Annotated in this window: 19 protein-coding genes and 1 pseudogene; 14 read left to right on the top strand and 6 right to left on the bottom strand. The window is 64.9% G+C overall.

Annotated features, from left to right (window positions below; translation table 11 throughout):
* The 7 genes and pseudogenes from AC5P9W_RS19720 to AC5P9W_RS19690 all read left to right on the top strand — a co-directional run.
* Positions 1 to 430, top strand: a pseudogene (locus AC5P9W_RS19720) (TrbL/VirB6 family protein); the annotation flags it as partial.
* Positions 431 to 468: 38 nt separating this feature from the next.
* Positions 469 to 1,020 carry a DUF4189 domain-containing protein gene (locus AC5P9W_RS19715; protein WP_080112520.1) on the top strand — a complete coding sequence of 184 codons (552 nt, stop codon included), beginning with the start codon at positions 469 to 471 and terminating at the stop codon, positions 1,018 to 1,020.
* Positions 1,021 to 1,286: 266 nt separating this feature from the next.
* On the top strand, positions 1,287 to 1,856 hold the full coding sequence (locus AC5P9W_RS19710; protein WP_329842100.1) for a DUF4189 domain-containing protein: 570 nt from the start codon (positions 1,287 to 1,289) through the stop codon (positions 1,854 to 1,856).
* Positions 1,857 to 2,203: 347 nt separating this feature from the next.
* On the top strand, positions 2,204 to 2,734 hold the full coding sequence (locus AC5P9W_RS19705) for a DUF4189 domain-containing protein (protein ID WP_080112519.1): 531 nt from the start codon (positions 2,204 to 2,206) through the stop codon (positions 2,732 to 2,734).
* 541 nt (positions 2,735 to 3,275) lie between these two features.
* On the top strand, positions 3,276 to 3,812 hold the full coding sequence (locus tag AC5P9W_RS19700) for a hypothetical protein (RefSeq protein ID WP_019660284.1): 537 nt from the start codon (positions 3,276 to 3,278) through the stop codon (positions 3,810 to 3,812).
* Between the two features lie 57 nt (positions 3,813 to 3,869).
* Positions 3,870 to 4,877 carry an XVIPCD domain-containing protein gene (locus AC5P9W_RS19695; protein WP_329842097.1) on the top strand — a complete coding sequence of 336 codons (1,008 nt, stop codon included), beginning with the start codon at positions 3,870 to 3,872 and terminating at the stop codon, positions 4,875 to 4,877.
* 96 nt (positions 4,878 to 4,973) lie between these two features.
* Positions 4,974 to 6,242 (top strand): hypothetical protein, encoded by a 1,269-nt coding sequence (locus tag AC5P9W_RS19690; RefSeq protein WP_495219405.1) that lies wholly within the window; start codon positions 4,974 to 4,976, stop codon positions 6,240 to 6,242.
* 52 nt (positions 6,243 to 6,294) lie between these two features.
* On the opposite strand, the gene AC5P9W_RS19685 is transcribed toward AC5P9W_RS19690, so the two are convergent.
* The 3 genes from AC5P9W_RS19685 to AC5P9W_RS19675 are packed head-to-tail and all read right to left on the bottom strand — an operon-like array spanning position 6,295 to position 8,985.
* The gene (locus AC5P9W_RS19685) at positions 6,295 to 7,620 is read right to left on the bottom strand and encodes an XVIPCD domain-containing protein (protein WP_233654037.1); all 1,326 of its coding nucleotides are present in this window, start codon (positions 7,618 to 7,620) and stop codon (positions 6,295 to 6,297) included.
* Positions 7,617 to 8,270, bottom strand: coding sequence for a hypothetical protein (locus AC5P9W_RS19680; RefSeq protein WP_180834934.1), 654 nt, complete (start codon positions 8,268 to 8,270; stop codon positions 7,617 to 7,619). Before AC5P9W_RS19680 ends, AC5P9W_RS19685 begins: the two co-directional genes overlap by 4 nt.
* A gap of 43 nt (positions 8,271 to 8,313) precedes the next feature.
* Positions 8,314 to 8,985 (bottom strand): hypothetical protein, encoded by a 672-nt coding sequence (locus AC5P9W_RS19675; RefSeq protein WP_227844459.1) that lies wholly within the window; start codon positions 8,983 to 8,985, stop codon positions 8,314 to 8,316.
* A gap of 245 nt (positions 8,986 to 9,230) precedes the next feature.
* Here AC5P9W_RS19675 and AC5P9W_RS19670 point away from each other — a divergent pair, with 245 nt between their 5' ends.
* A complete protein-coding gene (locus AC5P9W_RS19670; RefSeq protein WP_233654106.1) occupies positions 9,231 to 9,737 on the top strand; it encodes a GNAT family N-acetyltransferase in 507 nt (168 codons plus the stop codon).
* 27 nt (positions 9,738 to 9,764) lie between these two features.
* On the opposite strand, the gene AC5P9W_RS19665 is transcribed toward AC5P9W_RS19670, so the two are convergent.
* Both AC5P9W_RS19665 and AC5P9W_RS19660 read right to left on the bottom strand, forming a co-directional pair.
* Entirely contained in the window at positions 9,765 to 10,202 is a 438-nt protein-coding gene (locus AC5P9W_RS19665; protein ID WP_058981403.1) for an acetyltransferase, read from the bottom strand.
* A gap of 68 nt (positions 10,203 to 10,270) precedes the next feature.
* Positions 10,271 to 11,038 (bottom strand): NAD(P)H-dependent oxidoreductase, encoded by a 768-nt coding sequence (locus tag AC5P9W_RS19660; RefSeq protein ID WP_111103885.1) that lies wholly within the window; start codon positions 11,036 to 11,038, stop codon positions 10,271 to 10,273.
* A gap of 78 nt (positions 11,039 to 11,116) precedes the next feature.
* Here AC5P9W_RS19660 and AC5P9W_RS19655 point away from each other — a divergent pair, with 78 nt between their 5' ends.
* The 5 genes from AC5P9W_RS19655 to AC5P9W_RS19635 all read left to right on the top strand — a co-directional run bounded on the left by AC5P9W_RS19655 (position 11,117) and on the right by AC5P9W_RS19635 (position 15,024).
* A complete protein-coding gene (locus AC5P9W_RS19655; RefSeq protein WP_111103887.1) occupies positions 11,117 to 11,476 on the top strand; it encodes a winged helix-turn-helix transcriptional regulator in 360 nt (119 codons plus the stop codon).
* A 75-nt stretch (positions 11,477 to 11,551) separates the two neighbouring features.
* Complete coding sequence (gene tadA, locus AC5P9W_RS19650) at positions 11,552 to 12,076, top strand: tRNA adenosine(34) deaminase TadA (RefSeq protein WP_019660275.1); 525 nt, start codon at positions 11,552 to 11,554, stop codon at positions 12,074 to 12,076.
* 74 nt (positions 12,077 to 12,150) lie between these two features.
* Positions 12,151 to 12,723 carry an oligoribonuclease gene (orn, locus tag AC5P9W_RS19645; protein ID WP_019660274.1) on the top strand — a complete coding sequence of 191 codons (573 nt, stop codon included), beginning with the start codon at positions 12,151 to 12,153 and terminating at the stop codon, positions 12,721 to 12,723.
* A gap of 170 nt (positions 12,724 to 12,893) precedes the next feature.
* Positions 12,894 to 13,769: an EcsC family protein gene (locus tag AC5P9W_RS19640; RefSeq protein WP_227844455.1), complete on the top strand. Its 876-nt coding sequence runs from the start codon at positions 12,894 to 12,896 to the stop codon at positions 13,767 to 13,769.
* A 139-nt stretch (positions 13,770 to 13,908) separates the two neighbouring features.
* Positions 13,909 to 15,024: an alkene reductase gene (locus AC5P9W_RS19635; RefSeq protein ID WP_155029768.1), complete on the top strand. Its 1,116-nt coding sequence runs from the start codon at positions 13,909 to 13,911 to the stop codon at positions 15,022 to 15,024.
* 168 nt (positions 15,025 to 15,192) lie between these two features.
* On the opposite strand, the gene AC5P9W_RS19630 is transcribed toward AC5P9W_RS19635, so the two are convergent.
* Positions 15,193 to 16,092 (bottom strand): mechanosensitive ion channel family protein, encoded by a 900-nt coding sequence (locus tag AC5P9W_RS19630; protein ID WP_329842085.1) that lies wholly within the window; start codon positions 16,090 to 16,092, stop codon positions 15,193 to 15,195.
* A 127-nt stretch (positions 16,093 to 16,219) separates the two neighbouring features.
* Between AC5P9W_RS19630 and AC5P9W_RS19625 the strand changes: the two genes are divergently transcribed.
* Positions 16,220 to 16,311: transposase (locus AC5P9W_RS19625; protein ID WP_288037469.1), on the top strand; the 92-nt coding region annotated here is incomplete at its 3' end.

Genomic DNA, 16,311 nt, shown 5'->3' with positions numbered 1-16,311 from the left:
GGTGCTGTCGGCAATGGTGTCCATTGCATTGGATATGGTGATCCGCGTGTCTTCCTCGTTCTGGGCGACGGCGCTGGTGAACAGGTTCCTGCTTGACGGGGCTTCCAGCGACGGTATGACCAGTCAGGCGATGCAGCAGGGCGGCATGGGCCTGATTCTGACGACCTTGATTCTGACTGCGCCCCCAATGGCGGCCATGTTCTTCCAGGGCACCTTGGGCAGCTTCATGGCATATTCTCAGATAGGTGGCAGCCCGGTGGCACAGGCGCCGGGACCGAGCGGACAGCCGCCGGGTAGTTACAAGCCGGCAGCTCCAACCAATTCAGAGGAATCCGTGAGTAGCCAGAGCCTTACGATCCCGAAAATCGCGCCGGGTACTAGCAACTCGCTACATACGCCGGGGTCGCTTGGTAACGCCGCAGTTCGGTGAGCTATGTCACGGCAGTTGCTGAATGGGTAGGGTACTGGATGCAAGAGGTGAAAACGATGAAGCTGCTTTCTTTGCTCCTTTTCTTTGGGGTGCTGCTGGCTCCTGTGTCCGCACTTGCCGAAGGCGGTAGTTGTCCGCCAGGGTTCTACCCGATAGGAGGGCAAGGGGCCAGAGGCTGTGCTCCGATTCCTGGTGGCGACAGCGGTGGCTCGGATCAGCTGCCGCTACTTCCTCCAACGCCGACGGGGGAATGGTTAAGTACGTGGGGAGCAATCGCTGCGTCCGAAGCTACTTCTGAGGTAGGAATGGCCTCCGGAATGAATTCCGCAGAAGCCGCCGCTGCCGAGGCTGTGAGGCGCTGTGGTGGTGGAGGAGCCACGGACTGCAAGGTTACTGTCTCTTACTCAAATCAGTGCGTCGCGTGGTTGATTCCTTCTTCAGGTGGCTCGGGGGCTAAATCCGCAGTTGGTAAGGCTCCAAAGAAAAGGCAAGCGATCTCCTTGGCGGGTAAAGGTTGCGTAGATCCCAGTGGAAAGAAGTGCAGGGTCTTTTACGCAGACTGTTCTGAACCTGTTTTCCGTAAGTTCTAGCGATGCAAGTTCGTCGATTCTCTTAAGTCGATTGATTGGTTGCGTCGGAGTCGCCTGGAGCTTGAAGGTGCATCCAGGGCTTGCGTAAATGGGCCGGAAATTCAGAGAGTTGGCTTGATGTTGATGCGTTGATTTAGATTCTTGCGCATTGTCAATCGTGGCCACTCTTTCGTAGTTTCCTGCGTTCTGCGGATTGGCGGAGCACGGGTGACTGTACCGGCTGCGAATGGCTAGCTGATAGTGGATTCTTCGGGATTTGGCTCTGGATGACAGGTGAAAAGCTTTCCTTCGGATGTTGGGGGATTTCGAACGTCATCAGGGGTTCGAAGGTCATGTATAGGTTCGCGGCGAGTCTAGCGGTAGTTCTAGCACTTACGTCCGACCTGGCTTGGGCGGAAGGAAGGTGTCCTCCAGGCCAGTATCCGATTGGCGGGCGGGGTGCCGGCGGATGTGCGCCGATTCCTGCTGGTGGATCAGGAGCGGAAAGCCCGCGTCCAACGGGACGGTGGATCAAGACTTGGGGAGCATTTGCCGCCGCGCCTTCCGGAATCGCAGGAGCGGCAAGTGGGTGGAGGAAGAAGGCGGATGCGGGAAGCGCGGCGGTGAGATCCTGCTCTGATGCAGGCGGTCGGGATTGCCGAGTGAAGTTCACCTATAAGAATCAATGCGCGACGGCGGCTGTCTCGAATGCGGGAACCGGGGGGACTTTCTACTCTGCTGCAGCCACAAAGGAGGAGGCGGAAGGCCTATCCTTGGCGCAATGTCGTGCTGCGTCCAAAGAGACATGTGAAGTTGTCATGTCCAATTGCACCGAGCCGGAGTTTGAGAAGTTTTGAGTAATTGCCCGCATTTTTCTCGTGATGCGGCGATAGAATGGCCCGCCGTTGAGCGGGCTGTTTTTTTTGCGCCCATCAACTAAGAAGAACTCTACTCTTGATGTTGGGAGATTCTCGGTATGATCAGGCGTTCAGCAGCGACAAATTTGGCCCCAGCAATTGACGTGGCGGGTGCTGCGCTCACATCTGAGTAGGTCCGGGCAGCAGTAGCGCGACATGGGCTCGATCCTAGCGAACACTATCTGACTGTCGCCAATGGCGGCCATGTTCGTCTAGGGCGCCTTGGGCAGCTTCATGGCATATTTGCAGATGGGTAGCAGTGCAGTCGAATACAGGCAGGAGGCGCGATGTCTTGGAGGTTTACGCTTCTACGTAGTTGGCGGGTGATCCTGGGCCTTTTGTTGGCCGCAGTCTTCCAGTCGGCAGCGTTCGCGGAGGGCGGGTGCCCTCCGGGGCAGTATCCTATTGGCGGGCAAGGTGTCCAAGGATGCGCTCCGATCCCTGGGGCGGGTGACGGCTCGCTCAAGACGCCGCAACCCGAAGGGAAGTGGATCGAAACGTGGGGCGCGATCTCTGTTTCTCCTGAGGGCGCGTCCGGAGTGTCTATCGGGAAGCGTAGTAAGTCTGAGGCAGAGGCAGAGGCTGTGATGCAATGCCGGCACTCAGGTGGTCGTGCCTGTCGAACTTCTTTTTCCTACGAGAATCAGTGCGTTGCTGCGGTGGTCCCCAGTTCGGGTTCCGGCGGCACCAGCTTTGGTGGAAAGGCGACTGTCGATGAAGCAATTCAATTGGCAACTCGTCTTTGTATAAGGGATGGGGGGCAGGGATGCCACGTCGTGTACACCGCGTGCTCAGCTCCTGAGTATGTGCGGAAGTGAAGCGAGGATAGCGCCGGGCTAGCGCCCCGGTTGTTTCGTTGGACCGGCCGTAGTGTTTTCAATTTTTTGGAAATTCTCATTGCGAATGACGGATCCCGAGCGCCGCAATGGTGCTTGTATTCGGGTGGGTTCGTTCACCTGATCCGTGTTCGCTGCACCCGTTCCGCTTGCGTCTGCACGAGTGTTAAGTGCCTGATCAGCGCTGCCGTCATCTCCAAGTAGGCATCCATTCACGTTAACCGCACTCATTCTGTGATCAAGTGCGCTTTTCACCCCAAGCCCCCTTCGACGAGCGCTGCCTCCTCGAAGTAAGCTGCGTGCGCGTCAAAATCCCGACGCGCCGGTGCCATCGAACGCAGGAGCTTTTCCGTCCATGAGGACTGTGTCCCCCCGCGGTGCGGGTGACGCTTGCCACCATCGCGGTTGCCGTGGGCTCGGGGCTATCATCCGCCATGGCGGCCGCCGGGCACGTGCGGGGCATCGCCCCGTTTCCGGCCTCCGCTCGGGAACTGGCAAGACGGGATTGAAGGAGTTGCAGGGGATGGAGAAGGGGAGTGGCACGCACATGGACAATGCCCTGGCGTTCGTTCCGTCCGGCGCGAACCTGCTGGAAGCTGTACGCGGCGATCTGACCGGCAATGGTTTCCAGGACCAGCTCCTGGTGATCGACCAACCTCCTCCGGAGGGCTTGTTGCCCGGCGAGCACGGACCGAACCGGGTCCTGCTGTTGCTGCTGGGCGATGCCACGGGCCGCTGGCAGCTGGCGGCACGCAACGACAAGCTGGTGCCGTGCTCAACGCGCGGTGGCATGGCCGGTGACCCCTTCGCCTACGTGACGATTGAAGACGGCGCGTTCAGCGTGATCACCAACGGCGGCAGCCGCGAACGCTGGAGCAGCGTCTACACCTTCCGGTATGCACCTGCCGAGCAGGCGTGCTGGGTGCATGGCGTGCAGCGCAAGGTGGTGGACACCGAAACCGAAGCGACCCACACGCGCGATTTCTCCGCGGCCGAGCTTGGCCGGGTGCGATTCGAGGATTTCGACCCTTCCGTCGTCGCCGACGTGAGCTTGCCCTGAGTGCCATGCCGGTGAGGAGGCGGGAGTATCCAACGATGATCGAGCAGGAGTTTCACCGTGTCGCAGGATAGGGAGTCGTTGCTGTTGCGGCAGGCCACGGAGGCCGGCATGACTTCGTCCCGGGAACTGGCCAACTTCATGGCGCAGGCCGGGCATGAATCCCGTGGCTTGAGCCGTCTCAACGAGAGTTTCAACTTCACCCGGGGCATCTCGCAGATCCCGGTGGAAGCTGCGTGGCGCAATGGCAAGGCTGCGTTGGAGAGCGCCCGCCAGGAAGCGCTGCGTGGCCGCCCGGAAAACCTGGCTGAGCTGATGTACGGCGGACGCATGGGCAATGATGTGCCCGGCGACGCATTGAAGTACCACGGCCGCGGCTATCTGCCGTTGGTCGGCAAGGAGAATTACGAGCGTGCCGGCAAAGCGCTGGATCTGGACCTGGTGAATCACCCGGAACTGGCCGCGCAGCCCGAGCACGCAGGCCGCATTGCCGTGTGGCAGTGGCAGACGCGGGTGCCGGAAGCGGCGCGCGAGGACGTGCGCGAAGCGACGCGCGCGATCAATGGTGGCCTGAACGGCATCGAGGCCCGCCAGCAGCGATTCGAGGTGTGGCAGCAGAAGCTGACGCCAGATGTGATGGCGCGGCTGGAGCGGGGCGAAGTCGGGGCGCCGGCCCAGCAGGCAACGGGACGCGACATGTCGCAACCGGGCGAGCCGGGATACACGCTGTTCTCGGGAGCGCGCCAGCACCTGCAGCAGATGGGGCCGCAAAGCGGTCTGCGCAGCGTGCAGGAACTGGACAATGCTGCCGGCGCACTGGCGCTGAGCGCGCAGAAGGCGGGGATGTCGCGCATCGATCATCTACTGGCCGGCAACGACGGCCGCACGTTGTTTGCCGTGCAGGGCGCGCTGGGTGACCCGGCCATGCTGCGCGCATCGGTTGATCGCGAACAAGCGGCGCAGCAGCCGCTGGCGCAGAGCAGCCAGCAGTTGGCTGCCAATGTCGCCCAGCAGGACCCGGCGGCCGCGCTCGCCCGCGAGCAGGAGCAGCGTTCTCGATCCCTGTAACACCGATGCCGGCGGGCAGGGTGCCCGCTGGCGCTTTACGTACGACGCGTGGCGCCTTGTGGCGCCGACATGGAAACCCACCCGTAAGGACACCACATGCGAATCGTTCCCCCGAATGTCCGGCACGCCGCGGCCCGCTGCAATGCATCCGTGCGCCGCCTGCCGCCGCTCTGGCTGCTGTCACTTGGACTTGCCGCAGCGTCGGCACAGGCTCAGGAGGCAGCGGCGCCCCTCGTGGAGACGCCCCCCGCTGCAGATGCAATCGTTGAGGCGCCTGCAGGGGCGGCGCCCGTTACAGCGCCCGCGGTGGCCGACGCCGTTGTCGTGACGCCGGCTCCCGAAGTACCGGTTGCTGTGACACCCCCTGCGGCACCCGTGGTGGACGCGCAGCCGGCGCCGGCTGCGGACCCGGCGCCTGCGCCCGTTGCGCCCGCAGCGGCGGCGCCTGTGGCTGCACCGCCTGCCGTCGTCGAGCCAGCCGTCCCGGCGCTAGCTCCCGCGCCACCCGCCTTGGCCATCGTGCCGTTGCCGCCAGAGCAGGCGACCGAGCGGGCGCTCGGTGCCCGCTGCCCGGTGGATCTGGCCGGGCGGCTGGCGACCCAGGGCGACCTGCTGATTGGCGCCTGCCAGGGCACCATGCCGGCGCATCTGGCCGCGTTGCTGGTCGCGCTGCCCGTGCAGGACATCCACCTGCCGCGCAGCTGGCGCGAGCGCGAGGTGCGGCAGAAGGCATGGTTCAAGGCGGTGCCGGGCTATGGCCAGCGCCCGGACTTCGTCGTGCGGATGGGCGACATCTGGGTGCGTTCGCTGGAAGGGCGCGACGCCGACAGCACGTTCTATCTGGTGTCGGCGCCGTTCACCTGCAGCGACCAGGTCGCCAACCGTGATGAGTACGGCGCGGAGCCGGTCCGCGTACCCGCAGGTGATTGCCGCGAGGCTTATGTGGCCCAGCGTGTGTACCAGGTCCGCGGCGATGCGGCGCCGCGGGATGTGACCGCTGATGCCATGCCGATCATGCCGCAGCAGACGGAAGCGGATCGTGCGCGGCAGCTGTCGCGTGAGGGACAGATCAGCCTGGACCACAGCAAACTGCAGTATGGCCCGGCGATGCGCTGGTTCGTGCAGTACCCGGAGACGGTGCAGAAGGGGGGGCCGCGCGCCTACAGTGACTGGAACCGTGAGCACATCGCGTTCGTGGTCTGGACCGGTGATCGCTTCGAGCTGCGCGAGAAGGTCGCGCGCGCGCAGTGGCCCTGTGACCCGGTGGCACCCGGCGATCGCGCCTGTGGCGGATTCCCGGATTCCGGGCCCGATCTGTTCGTGACGGCCGCAGCATCCGTGCCAATGGCAGCGTCCAGCCCCTGAGCCGGAGTCTCGAAGTGATGCGGGAGCCGGGCTGACCGGCTCCCGCGCTGCATCAGGCCTGCAGGCTGCGGGTCTGGTTCCGCTGCTGTTCCAGCTGCTGGTCGCGCTCCAGCGCAACGCGCTGGTCGGCGGCCTGCTGGTCGATGCGCTGGCTGCTCTGTTCCAGCGGGGTGTTCATCGCCACTGCCGTATCCACCGACACACGAAGGTGGGCGGGGTCACCGCCCTGGCCCTGCACGGCGAAGCTGCGCGAGGCATCGGCATTCATGACCACTTCGTCGATGCGCTTGCCGCCTGCTGCGTGCATTTCGGCGGCCAGACTGCCTGCCAGTTGCGTGCTCATCACGTCTGGTACCCGGCCGACGCGGACATCCTGCGCGTGCACGCCACGGATCGCGTCGTTGAACAGTGGGTTGCCCACATGGTTGGCATCGTCCATTCGCAGCATGCTGGTGTGATGGCCGTTCTTCTCCGCTTCGCGGCGTGCCGGCTCACCGGGCTGCAGCGGGCCGCGGATGTGGTCGTACAGGTCGACGGCGCCGCCTGGAATGCCCCGCGCCGCGCGGGTGACACCACGGCGCAGTGATTCAACGTCGTCGCGGTACTCCTCGATCATCCTGGCGTTGTCTTTTGCCAGCTTCTGCGTTTCCGGGTGCTGCAGCACCGAGCCGTCACCGAGGAAGTTGCCCAGCTTGTGCGCGCCGAACGAGCTGCCTGCGGCGATGATCGGCCGGTCGGGGATAAGGGCGCGCAACGAGTGATTGCTGAAACCGTTCGCGGCGAGCGTGCTGATTTCATTCGGCCTGGCGTAGATGCGCACCTGGCCGAAGTGCGGCGACGCCGCGCTGACCGGATCGGAGGCCATGACATGGTTGATCATGGTGTTGCCACCTTCCGGGATGCGGTAGCTGAGGCTGACCGCGCCATAGGCGTTGAAGGTCTCGCCCTTGACGTTGAAGTGGTGCGAGGTGATCTGGGCCAGCGCGCCACCGAGAGAGTGGCCGGTGACGGTGACTTCAGGTGCACGGCCTCCAAATGCAGCTTCCTGCTTTGCGTAGTCCAGCGCGCTCTTGGTCAAAGCGATGGCATCGGGGGCCTGCACATTGGTGCGGGCGACGACCATGCCGCCGTCGGTCAGGATGGCATCACGAGCTATCTGCTCGGTCCCGCGATGAGCGACCACGATCTCATTGGTGTCGGCTCGCTGATAAACCGTGCCTTGGTAACCATTGAGCCGATTATTGACGTGATCGAGAATCTTGTATTCATGCCCATTGATCGTGACGAGCTCTTCTTCCCCCGGACGCCTCCGACCGACAGCGCGATCCTTGTAGGCATCGTCGGAAAGCGCCGCATAATCCTGCGTGCTGATGGTCATTGGGTGACCTCGCTGGCGCTGAGACTCATCGTGAACAACTTGCCCTGAAGTTCAGCAACGTAGTCAGCCGGATCCGCCTTGCCGGTGGCTGGGTAGTTGGCAGCAAGCGGTGCGCGCGGATAGGCCGCGTCCGGATAGTAAAGCGTGTGGGTCTTACCGTCGGTCAGTGGATCGGCCTTGACGAAGGTCAGGAAGCGGGTCTCTTCTTCAGCGCCCGTTGCCTTCAACATCGCCCCAGCGCCAGTGAACTCCCAATGGCACACGCCGCGGCCGTAGTAGTCTTCATCCAGCATGCGATCCACATACAGCGTGCCGCGGTACTCACCATCAGCGACCTTGCGCAGTTCCACCGGTTCCTGGCTGGTAATCCGTGCAGCCGTGCCGGTGGCCGGCTCGATATAGCCACACTGGTCTTCGTTGGTGACGTCGTACTGCGCGACACCTTCGACCACCGCGAAATCGCCCGGGGCGTCCTTCAGGCGCAGCACCAGTTCATAGGCCTTGCGCGGGCTGGGGTTGAGCTTGGCGAGGCCGCGCCCACCCTGGGCGACATCGGCTTCAGCAGCGGCACGTTCCTGGTTCATGGCGGTCTCCGGATGGCAGGCGGTCAACAGAAGCAGAGCAAGGCACGGAATCATCTTGTGGCGCAATGTCGGCCTCCTGGTGTGTAAGGGTGAATGTGGCACTGGCGGCTCATGGCACGAGCTTCTGCACAGTGGTGGTGGTTGAGAACAGCGCATTGCGCAGATCGGCGCGGTAGCTGGAAGGATCTTCCTTGCCGCTAGCTCCGTATCCGGTGATCTCTTCGATCCGCGGGTAGTCGGCGCGTGGGTAGTACCGCGTCAATTGGCTCCCCGTGTCCATGCGCTTCTTGTCGATGAACGTCAGGAATCGCGTATCCGCCTTGCTGGTCGTGGCGCGTAACATCGCACCGACACCCGTCAGCGTCCAATGGCAGACGCCACGCCCGTAGTAGTCCTCATCCAGCATGCGGTCCAGATAAAACGTACCGCGGTACTCGTTCTCGCTGGCCTTGTGCAGGGTGACGGGCTCTTGGCTGGTCATGCGGCTCGCAGTGCCTGTGGCAGGCAGTATCCGCCCGCAGTCTTCGTAGTTGCTGACGTCGTACTGGGCCACGCCCTCCACGATCGCGAACGGGCCCGGCGCGTCCTTCAGTGTCAGCACCAGTTCGTAGGCCTGCTTCGGCGCCGGGTTGAGCTTGGCCAAGCCGCGTCCACCCGCGGCGACGTCACGCTCGGCATCGGCGTAGGGCGAACATGCCGCCAGCGGGACGAGGGCGAGAAATGCCAGCAGCGGCCGTCCCCTGGGTTCGGGGCGAGCTACACCCATGGCGCGATCCTGCATCGTGCGTCCATGTCCATCTATCCTTCCTGGGTGGCAGGTTTCTCGATTATGGAACGTGCCGGGAGCGCTGTGCCACCCTCGGAGACGGATTTTTGACGCCCGGGGAAGCATCGCCCGGGCGGATTGCTTGCCGCACAAGGCTCGCGATCGTCACGTTGGCATTGCTGCCGGAGGCAGGTCTGCTGCTGAATCCGTGACTGAAATCAATCATTCACATGTCCATCACTTCATTGAAGGCGCCCTCCTTGAACTGCACGATCCGCCCTGAAATCCGCGAAGACCGCGCTGTCATCCACGCACTCACCGAGGCAGCCTTCCGCGAAGCCCCGCACAGCAGCCACACCGAGCAGTTCATTGTGGATGCACTGCGTTCGCGTGGAGAGCTGAGTCTGTCGCTGGTCGCCGAGAAGGACGGGCAGGTCGTCGGGCATGTTGCCTTGTCGCCGGTGACGATCAGCGATGGCAGTACGGGCTGGTTTGGCCTGGGACCAATCTCGGTGCTGCCCGGATGGCAGGGGCAGGGTGTCGGCGCGGCGCTGATGCACGCGGCGCTTGGTGCATTGCGTGAGCAGGGGGCGCAGGGCTGCGTATTGCTGGGAGAACCCGCGTATTACGGTCGATTCGGATTCCGCGCCGAGCCGGGCCTGGTGCTGCCGGGTGTGCCGCCAGAGTACTTCCAGGCACTGTGCCTGCGGCCACCGATGGCGCAGGGAGAGGTGCAGTACTCACCGGCATTCGAAGCCACGGCCTGATGATCGGGGGCGGGCCTCGAACATCCGTCAGCCGTTGTGCCGGAGATGGATCAGGGGATACGGACGGCCCTGCGAATCGAGCGGTGAGCGGCCGGTTTCGACGAAGCCCATGCGCAGGTAGAAGCCAACGGCCTGTGCGTTCTGCTCATTGACGTCGGTAGTCAGCTGCGGATGCCGGGCCAGCGCGTGCTGCAGCAGTTGCCGGCCGATACCAGTGCCGCGCACGTCCGGATCGATGAACAGCGCTTCCATGTGCGTGCCGTCGATCAGCATGAAGCCCAGTGGCCGATCCTGTGCATCGACCGCAACGGTCATCGGCGCCTGCGGCAGGAAGCTGGCGACTTCGGCATCGATGGCCTGGCGGTCTTCGGCGCTGAGAAAGTCATGGGTGGCGTCGACGGCGCGGCGCCAGACATCGATGAGGGCGACGCCGTCGTCGGCACGCGAGGGGCGCAGGGTGGTCATGGGTTCACCAAGGTGCTTTCAATGAGCACGTAGTATCGCGCGTCCCGATCCAGCGCGCAGGCGTGGATTCATCCGGTGGTGCGATGGCGGATGAAGGGGCTGTAGGCAGTGGCCTCCGCGCGCAGCACCACGCCATCCTCGAAATCGTCGCTGTCGTTGAAGGGCACGGTGGGCCACTGCGTCCAGTGCGCCAGGCGTTCGCGGTAGTAATAGGTTGCTGCAGCCAATGCCTCGTCGTGTGCCTGCACGCGCTCCGGTGCCAGCCCGGAACGCACACCGTGCACCACATGCGGTTCCAGTACGTCGAAGCCGACGTAGCGTAGGCAGTACATCAACGGCCACAGCAACAGACGGGTATCACCCTCGCGGCCATCCACCGCGCAGGCCCGTGCCGAAGAGCCGGTGGTGACGCTGAGCAGGGCACGCTTGCCGCGCATCGCGCCGTGTTCGTGGCGCAGGCGGCTATTGTACATCGGCCCGTAGACCAGCACGCGGTCCAGCCAGCCCTTGAGGATCGCCGGTGCCGCGAACCACCACAGCGGAAACTGGAGGATGACCCGATCCGCGGCCTGCAGCAGCTGCAGATGGCGCTGCACATCGGCGGGTAGTCGACCCTGTTCGGCGCCGTAGCGCTGTTCGCGCTGGGCATCGAAGCGGCCGGGCTGCAGGCGACTTGAATGATGGTGGGCCGCTTCGAGCGGATCGAAGCCCTCTGCATACAGGTCGACCACGTCCACCTGCAGCGCGTCATGGCGCAGCTGCTCCGCGGCCTGCGCGGCCAGGTGGGCGTTGAAGGAGCGGGGTTCGGGATGGGCAAGCAGGATCAGGGCGCGCATGGGGCGAGGTGTTCGAGGAGTGTGCGACCATCCTCGCGGCGCCGGTATGCCCCGGCAATTACGCACCTTGAGGTAACCATGGCCTTTCCCGGAGATGTCTATGCCGCCGACTGCTCGGCGCGCGATGCGCTGGCGCTGATCTCGGGCAAGTGGGTGATGCTGCTGTTGCCGGCGTTGGCGCATGGCCCGCAACGCAACGGTGCACTGCTGCGGAAGATCGAAGGCATCTCGCAGAAGGTGTTGACCCAGACCCTGCGGCAGCTGGAGCGCAATGGCCTGGTCGAGAGGTGTGATCTGGGGAGCAAGCCGCTGCATGTCGAGTACCGGTTGACCGAGGTTGCACGCAGCCTGGTAGACACCTTGACCGCGTTGGACCGTTGGGCCGAGCACAATTTCCCGGCGCTGGATGCGGCCCGCGAGCGCTTCGACGCGCGCTAGCGGCGCCTGTACGGCCCGGGGCGTACAATGCGGCCCCGGCGGCCATCCTGGCCCTGCACACACGCGAGAACCGCCATGACCGACGCCCTGGGCGTGCCGGTGCACGACACCGATGAACACTGGATGCGCCACGCGCTGGCGCTGGCCGAGCGTGCGCAGCGCGAGTACGACGAGATCCCCGTTGGTGCGGTACTGGTGGGTGCCGATGGCCAGCTGCTGGGCGAGGGCTGGAACCTCAACATCGCCTCGCACGACCCCAGCGCGCACGCCGAGATCGTGGCGATGCGGGCCGGCGGAAAGCTGCTGGCGAACCACCGCCTGCTCGGCAGCACGCTGTATGTGACCCTGGAGCCGTGCGCGATGTGCGCGATGGCGATCGTGCACGCACGCGTCGCCCGTCTGGTCTACGGCGCCAGTGACCCCAAGACGGGCGCCTGCGGCAGCGTGTTCGACCTCATTGGCGACGCCCGCCACAACCATCGCGTCGAGATTCACGGCGGGGTGCTGGCCAAGGAAGCCAGTACACGCCTGACCAATTATTTCCGCGCCAAACGTGGCAAGCCGCCGTTGCTGCTGGAAGACCACGCCGGCGAGGGCTGAGGGGCGAACGGGTATGATGGGCGCCTCTTTCCTTCACCGGTAGGCCCCGCGCCTGCCCAGCAACGAGGCGACACATGGCGGACAACGGCGCGGCCAACGAGCGACTGATCTGGATCGACCTGGAAATGACCGGGTTGGATACCGACAACGATTCGATCATCGAGATCGCCACCGTGGTCACCGATGCCCAGCTGAACGTGCTGGCCGAAGGGCCGGAATTCGCCATCCACCATCCGCTGGAAACGCTGGAAGCGATGGATGAGTGGAACCGCAACCAGCACCGCCGCTCGGGCCTGTGGCAGCGCGTGGTGGACAGCACCACCACCCTGGGCCAGGCCGAGGCGCAGACGGTGAACTTCCTGGCGCAGTGGATCCCGGCCGGCCTTTCGCCGATGTGCGGCAACTCGATCTGCCAGGACCGCCGCTTCCTGCACCGCCAGATGCCGCGCCTGGAGAAGTACTTCCACTACCGCAACCTGGACGTGTCCACGGTGAAGGAGCTGGCCAAGCGCTGGGCGCCGAGCGTGGCCGCCGGCGTCGGCAAGAACAGCAACCATACCGCGCTGAGCGATGTACACGATTCAATCGCCGAGCTGCGTCACTACCGCCAGTTCATGGGCGCGCTGTCGGGCCTGCCGGCTGCCTGAACGACGCCGTCGGGCATGGCCCGGCGCTACCGGGTGACACACCAGCGGGTAGTGTCGGCCGCTGGCCGGCAAGGCGCGGAGGTCGGATCCCTTTGCTGCGGAAAGGGCTCTGCCCCCTCTGTCGTACCCCGCGACGAACCGTTCAACTTCCGGGCGCTAAGATCGGCGCCATGAACGAGCCGATCCTGCTCCCCCGCGACATCGCCCATGACGCCCGCGACTGGTCCGACCTGCAGCGCGCGGTGGCCCTGCTGGAAGCGCCGACCCTGACCGCGCGCATGGCCAACCTGGTCGGTACGCCGCTGGAGTTCGCGGTGAAGGCGCTGCCCAGCTCGGTCTCCAACCGCATCCACGGTGCGGTGCAGGCGGCGCTGTCCAAGTCGGCGCAGGCAGCCCTGTGGAGCATGGACAACTCGCCCGGCAAGGGAGCGTCGACCCGCTGGCACAAACTGGCGGCAGCCACCTCCGGTGCGGTCGGCGGCGCCTTCGGCTTTGCCGCCTTGCTCATCGAGTTGCCGGTGTCGACCACGATCATGATGCGTGCGGTGGCCGACGTGGCCCGCAGCGAGGGGTTTGACCTGTCCGACTTCAGCACCCGCCAGGCGTGCCTGGAGGTGTTCGCGCTGGGCGGCAACTCGCCACGCGATGACGCCAGCGAGACGGGCTATTACCTGGCTCGAGGTTTCACCACCGATGTGATGCGCCATCTGTCGGCCGAGCTGGCCGGGCGGGTGGTGACCGGCCGCGACCTGACCCTGGGCGTGGCGCCGAAGGAAGCCGGCAAGCTGCTGGCGAAGATGGTGGAGAAGGTGGCGGCGCGCTTTGGCGTGGTCGTTACCGAGAAGTTCGCCGCGCAGGCGGTGCCGGTCGTTGGTGCCGCCGCGGGTGCAGCGCTGAACACCATGTTCACCGACTACTACCAGGACATGGCGCGTGGTCACTTCATCGTGCGCCGGCTGGAGTTGAAGTACGGGGAAGATGTGGTGCGCACCTGCTATGACCGCGTGGCACACGGTGCGGTAAAGATCGAGCCAAGGGTGGAGTAGATCCACGCCATGCGTGGATGAGCCCTCGTACCGGGTGATCCTTGCCGTGGGGGAACAACTGTTTTGCCAGTGCGTGCCTGTTGCCTGGCGGGCGCCATCCCCATTCTTTGCGGCACTCCCCCCGCAAGAGATGTCCGCCATGTTGTTCACCTCCCACCGTCTGGGCCCGCTGACCCTGCCCAACCGCATCGTGATGCCGCCGATGACCCGCTCGCGTGCGGCTGCCGGCAATGTTGCTACCGCCGAGATGGCGACCTACTACGCGCAGCGTGCCGGTGCCGGCCTGATTGTCAGCGAAGGCACCCAGATCAGCCCGCAGGGCCAGGGCTATGCCTGGACGCCGGGCATCCACAGCCCCGAACAGGTAAAGGGCTGGCGGCAGGTGACCGATGCGGTGCACGCCGCCGGTGGCCGCATCTACGCGCAGTTGTGGCACGTCGGCCGCGTCTCGCATGTGGCCCTGCAGCCCGATGGCGCAGCGCCGGTGTCTTCCTCGGCATTGCTGGCCGATGGCGTGAAAGTGTTCGTCGACCCGACAGGGGCAGGTCCCGAAGCCGGCGTCGGCGAGATGATCCAGCATTCGATGCCGCGTGCGCTGCGCGAAGACGAGATTCCGGGCATCGTCGCCGATTACGCGCAGGCCGCCCGCAATGCGCTGGAGGCGGGCTTCGACGGCGTCGAACTGCACGGCGCCAATGGCTACCTGATCAACCAGTTCATCGACTCGCAGGCCAACCAGCGTACCGATGGCTATGGCGGTTCGCTGCAGAACCGGCTGCGCTTCCTGCGCGAGGTCGTGCAGGCGGTGGTCGCAGTAGCCGGTGGTGATCGCGTTGGCGTGCGCCTGGCGCCGCTGACCACGCTGCAGGGCGCGGTGGATGATACGCCGCAGGCCACCTATCTGGCGGCCGCGCATCTGCTGGGTGAACTGGGCGTGGGTTACCTGCACATTGCCGAAGCGGATTGGGACGATGCACCGTTGATGCCGGTGGCGTTCAAGCAGGCGCTGCGCATGGTCTACCCGGGTACGCTGATCTACGCCGGCAAGTACACCGCCGAGCGCGCCGAGCAGGCACTGGCGGAAGGCTGGGCTGACCTGATCGGCTTCGGCCGGCCGTTCATCGCCAACCCGGATCTGCCGGAGCGACTGCGTACCGGTGCGGCGCTGAATCCGCCGGATCGCGCGACGTTCTTTGGCGGTGGCGCGGTCGGCTTCACCGATTACCCGACGTTGGAAGAGAGCGTCGCGGCCTGATCCTGAAGGCTGCCGGCCAGCGGCCGGCACTACCGGGAGGCGAGGGATAGTGCCGGCCGCTGGCCGGCATTCCAGTCAGGCGGCGAGGGGGTAGTGCCGGCCGCTGGCCGGCATTTCAGTCAGGCGGCGGGGGTAGTGCCGGCCGCTGGCCGGCAGCCCGGGGATGGATCAGGGCTTGTCGCGCACCAGCGCGTCGGCCTCCACCACGCTGCCATCCTTTCCATGCAGGTACAGGTGCATGTCCTGCTGCGGATACGGAATGTTGATGCCGGCCTTGTCATAGCCCAGCTTCAGCTGCTCCAGCAGCGTGACCTTGGTGCCGAACCAGTCGGCCGACTTCACGTAGCAGCGGATGCCGAGGTTGATCGCATGCGCCCCCAACTCGTACACCACCACGTCCGGTGCCGGCGTCTGCAGCACGCGCGGGTCCGCCTTCATCAGCGCCAGCGCGGTGTCGCGTGCCAGCTGGATGTTGTCCTCGTAGCCGATGCCGATTACCAGTTCGACGCGGCGGGTCGGCTCGGCGGTCAGGTTGATAATCGGCGCGGCGGTGATCAGCGTGTTCGGAATGGTGGTGTGCTGGTTGTCGGCACCGGTGATGACGGTCTGGAAGATGCGCACTTCGCGCACCGTGCCGGTCTGCCCGGCCACGGTCACCACATCGCCCACGCGGAACGGTCGCAGCGTCACCAGCATCACGCCCGAGGCGATGTTGGACAGCGAATCCTTCAACGCAAGACCGACCGCCAGGCCAGCGGTGCCGAGCACGGCCAGCAGCGGGGTGATCTTCACGCCGAGCGTGTCGATGGCCAGCAGCGCCACGATCACGAGTGAGGTGGCATAGACCACGTTGCGCAGGAAGCTGCCCAGCATCGGGTCCACGCCCATGCGCGCAGTGGCGCGCGGCATGGCGTTGGACAGGCGTCGTGCCACCCACAGGCCCACAAGCAGCACCACGATCGCGGCCAGCAACGGTACGCCGTAGGTTTCCAGCAGGCGTTCCCAGTCGAGCGAGTGGAACCAGGGCGTTGCGGCGGGGGCGGGGGTGGGAGGTGCGGCGGCGATCATGCGGAAGTCCTTTGTTGCGTAGCGATGTCTGCGTGGGGCAGGGCGTGCGCGGACGCCAGAAACAGCAAGCCCCGCAGAGTGAAGTGACCCCCGGGAGTTGGACGCCAGATCCAACCCCGAGGAATACATGCACAGATACGACGCTCGTTTCAAACTGCAGGTCGCCAAAGAGGCCTGCAAGACCTCCACATCAGTCAAAGCCGTTGCTCGTCGCCACAG

This window comes from Stenotrophomonas sp. YJH_SMC_33 (assembly GCF_059372295.1).
This window is presented reverse-complemented; position numbering and strand designations above follow the sequence as displayed.

What these genes read in the sequence shown, in the direction of transcription:
- AC5P9W_RS19710 (WP_329842100.1), top strand. Translation starts at nt 1,287, where the DNA reads ATGACAGGTGAAAAGCTTTCCTTCGGATGTTGGGGGATTTCGAACGTC.
- AC5P9W_RS19635 (WP_155029768.1), top strand. Translation starts at nt 13,909, where the DNA reads ATGTTGTTCACCTCCCACCGTCTGGGCCCGCTGACCCTGCCCAACCGC.
- AC5P9W_RS19655 (WP_111103887.1), top strand. Translation starts at nt 11,117, where the DNA reads ATGGCCTTTCCCGGAGATGTCTATGCCGCCGACTGCTCGGCGCGCGAT.
- AC5P9W_RS19715 (WP_080112520.1), top strand. Translation starts at nt 469, where the DNA reads ATGCAAGAGGTGAAAACGATGAAGCTGCTTTCTTTGCTCCTTTTCTTT.
- AC5P9W_RS19705 (WP_080112519.1), top strand. Translation starts at nt 2,204, where the DNA reads ATGTCTTGGAGGTTTACGCTTCTACGTAGTTGGCGGGTGATCCTGGGC.
- AC5P9W_RS19660 (WP_111103885.1), bottom strand. Translation starts at nt 11,038, where the DNA reads ATGCGCGCCCTGATCCTGCTTGCCCATCCCGAACCCCGCTCCTTCAAC.
- AC5P9W_RS19685 (WP_233654037.1), bottom strand. Translation starts at nt 7,620, where the DNA reads ATGACCATCAGCACGCAGGATTATGCGGCGCTTTCCGACGATGCCTAC.
- AC5P9W_RS19675 (WP_227844459.1), bottom strand. Translation starts at nt 8,985, where the DNA reads ATGCAGGATCGCGCCATGGGTGTAGCTCGCCCCGAACCCAGGGGACGG.
- AC5P9W_RS19700 (WP_019660284.1), top strand. Translation starts at nt 3,276, where the DNA reads ATGGAGAAGGGGAGTGGCACGCACATGGACAATGCCCTGGCGTTCGTT.
- AC5P9W_RS19640 (WP_227844455.1), top strand. Translation starts at nt 12,894, where the DNA reads ATGAACGAGCCGATCCTGCTCCCCCGCGACATCGCCCATGACGCCCGC.
- AC5P9W_RS19690 (WP_495219405.1), top strand. Translation starts at nt 4,974, where the DNA reads ATGCGAATCGTTCCCCCGAATGTCCGGCACGCCGCGGCCCGCTGCAAT.
- AC5P9W_RS19630 (WP_329842085.1), bottom strand. Translation starts at nt 16,092, where the DNA reads ATGATCGCCGCCGCACCTCCCACCCCCGCCCCCGCCGCAACGCCCTGG.
- AC5P9W_RS19665 (WP_058981403.1), bottom strand. Translation starts at nt 10,202, where the DNA reads ATGACCACCCTGCGCCCCTCGCGTGCCGACGACGGCGTCGCCCTCATC.
- tadA (WP_019660275.1), top strand. Translation starts at nt 11,552, where the DNA reads ATGACCGACGCCCTGGGCGTGCCGGTGCACGACACCGATGAACACTGG.
- orn (WP_019660274.1), top strand. Translation starts at nt 12,151, where the DNA reads ATGGCGGACAACGGCGCGGCCAACGAGCGACTGATCTGGATCGACCTG.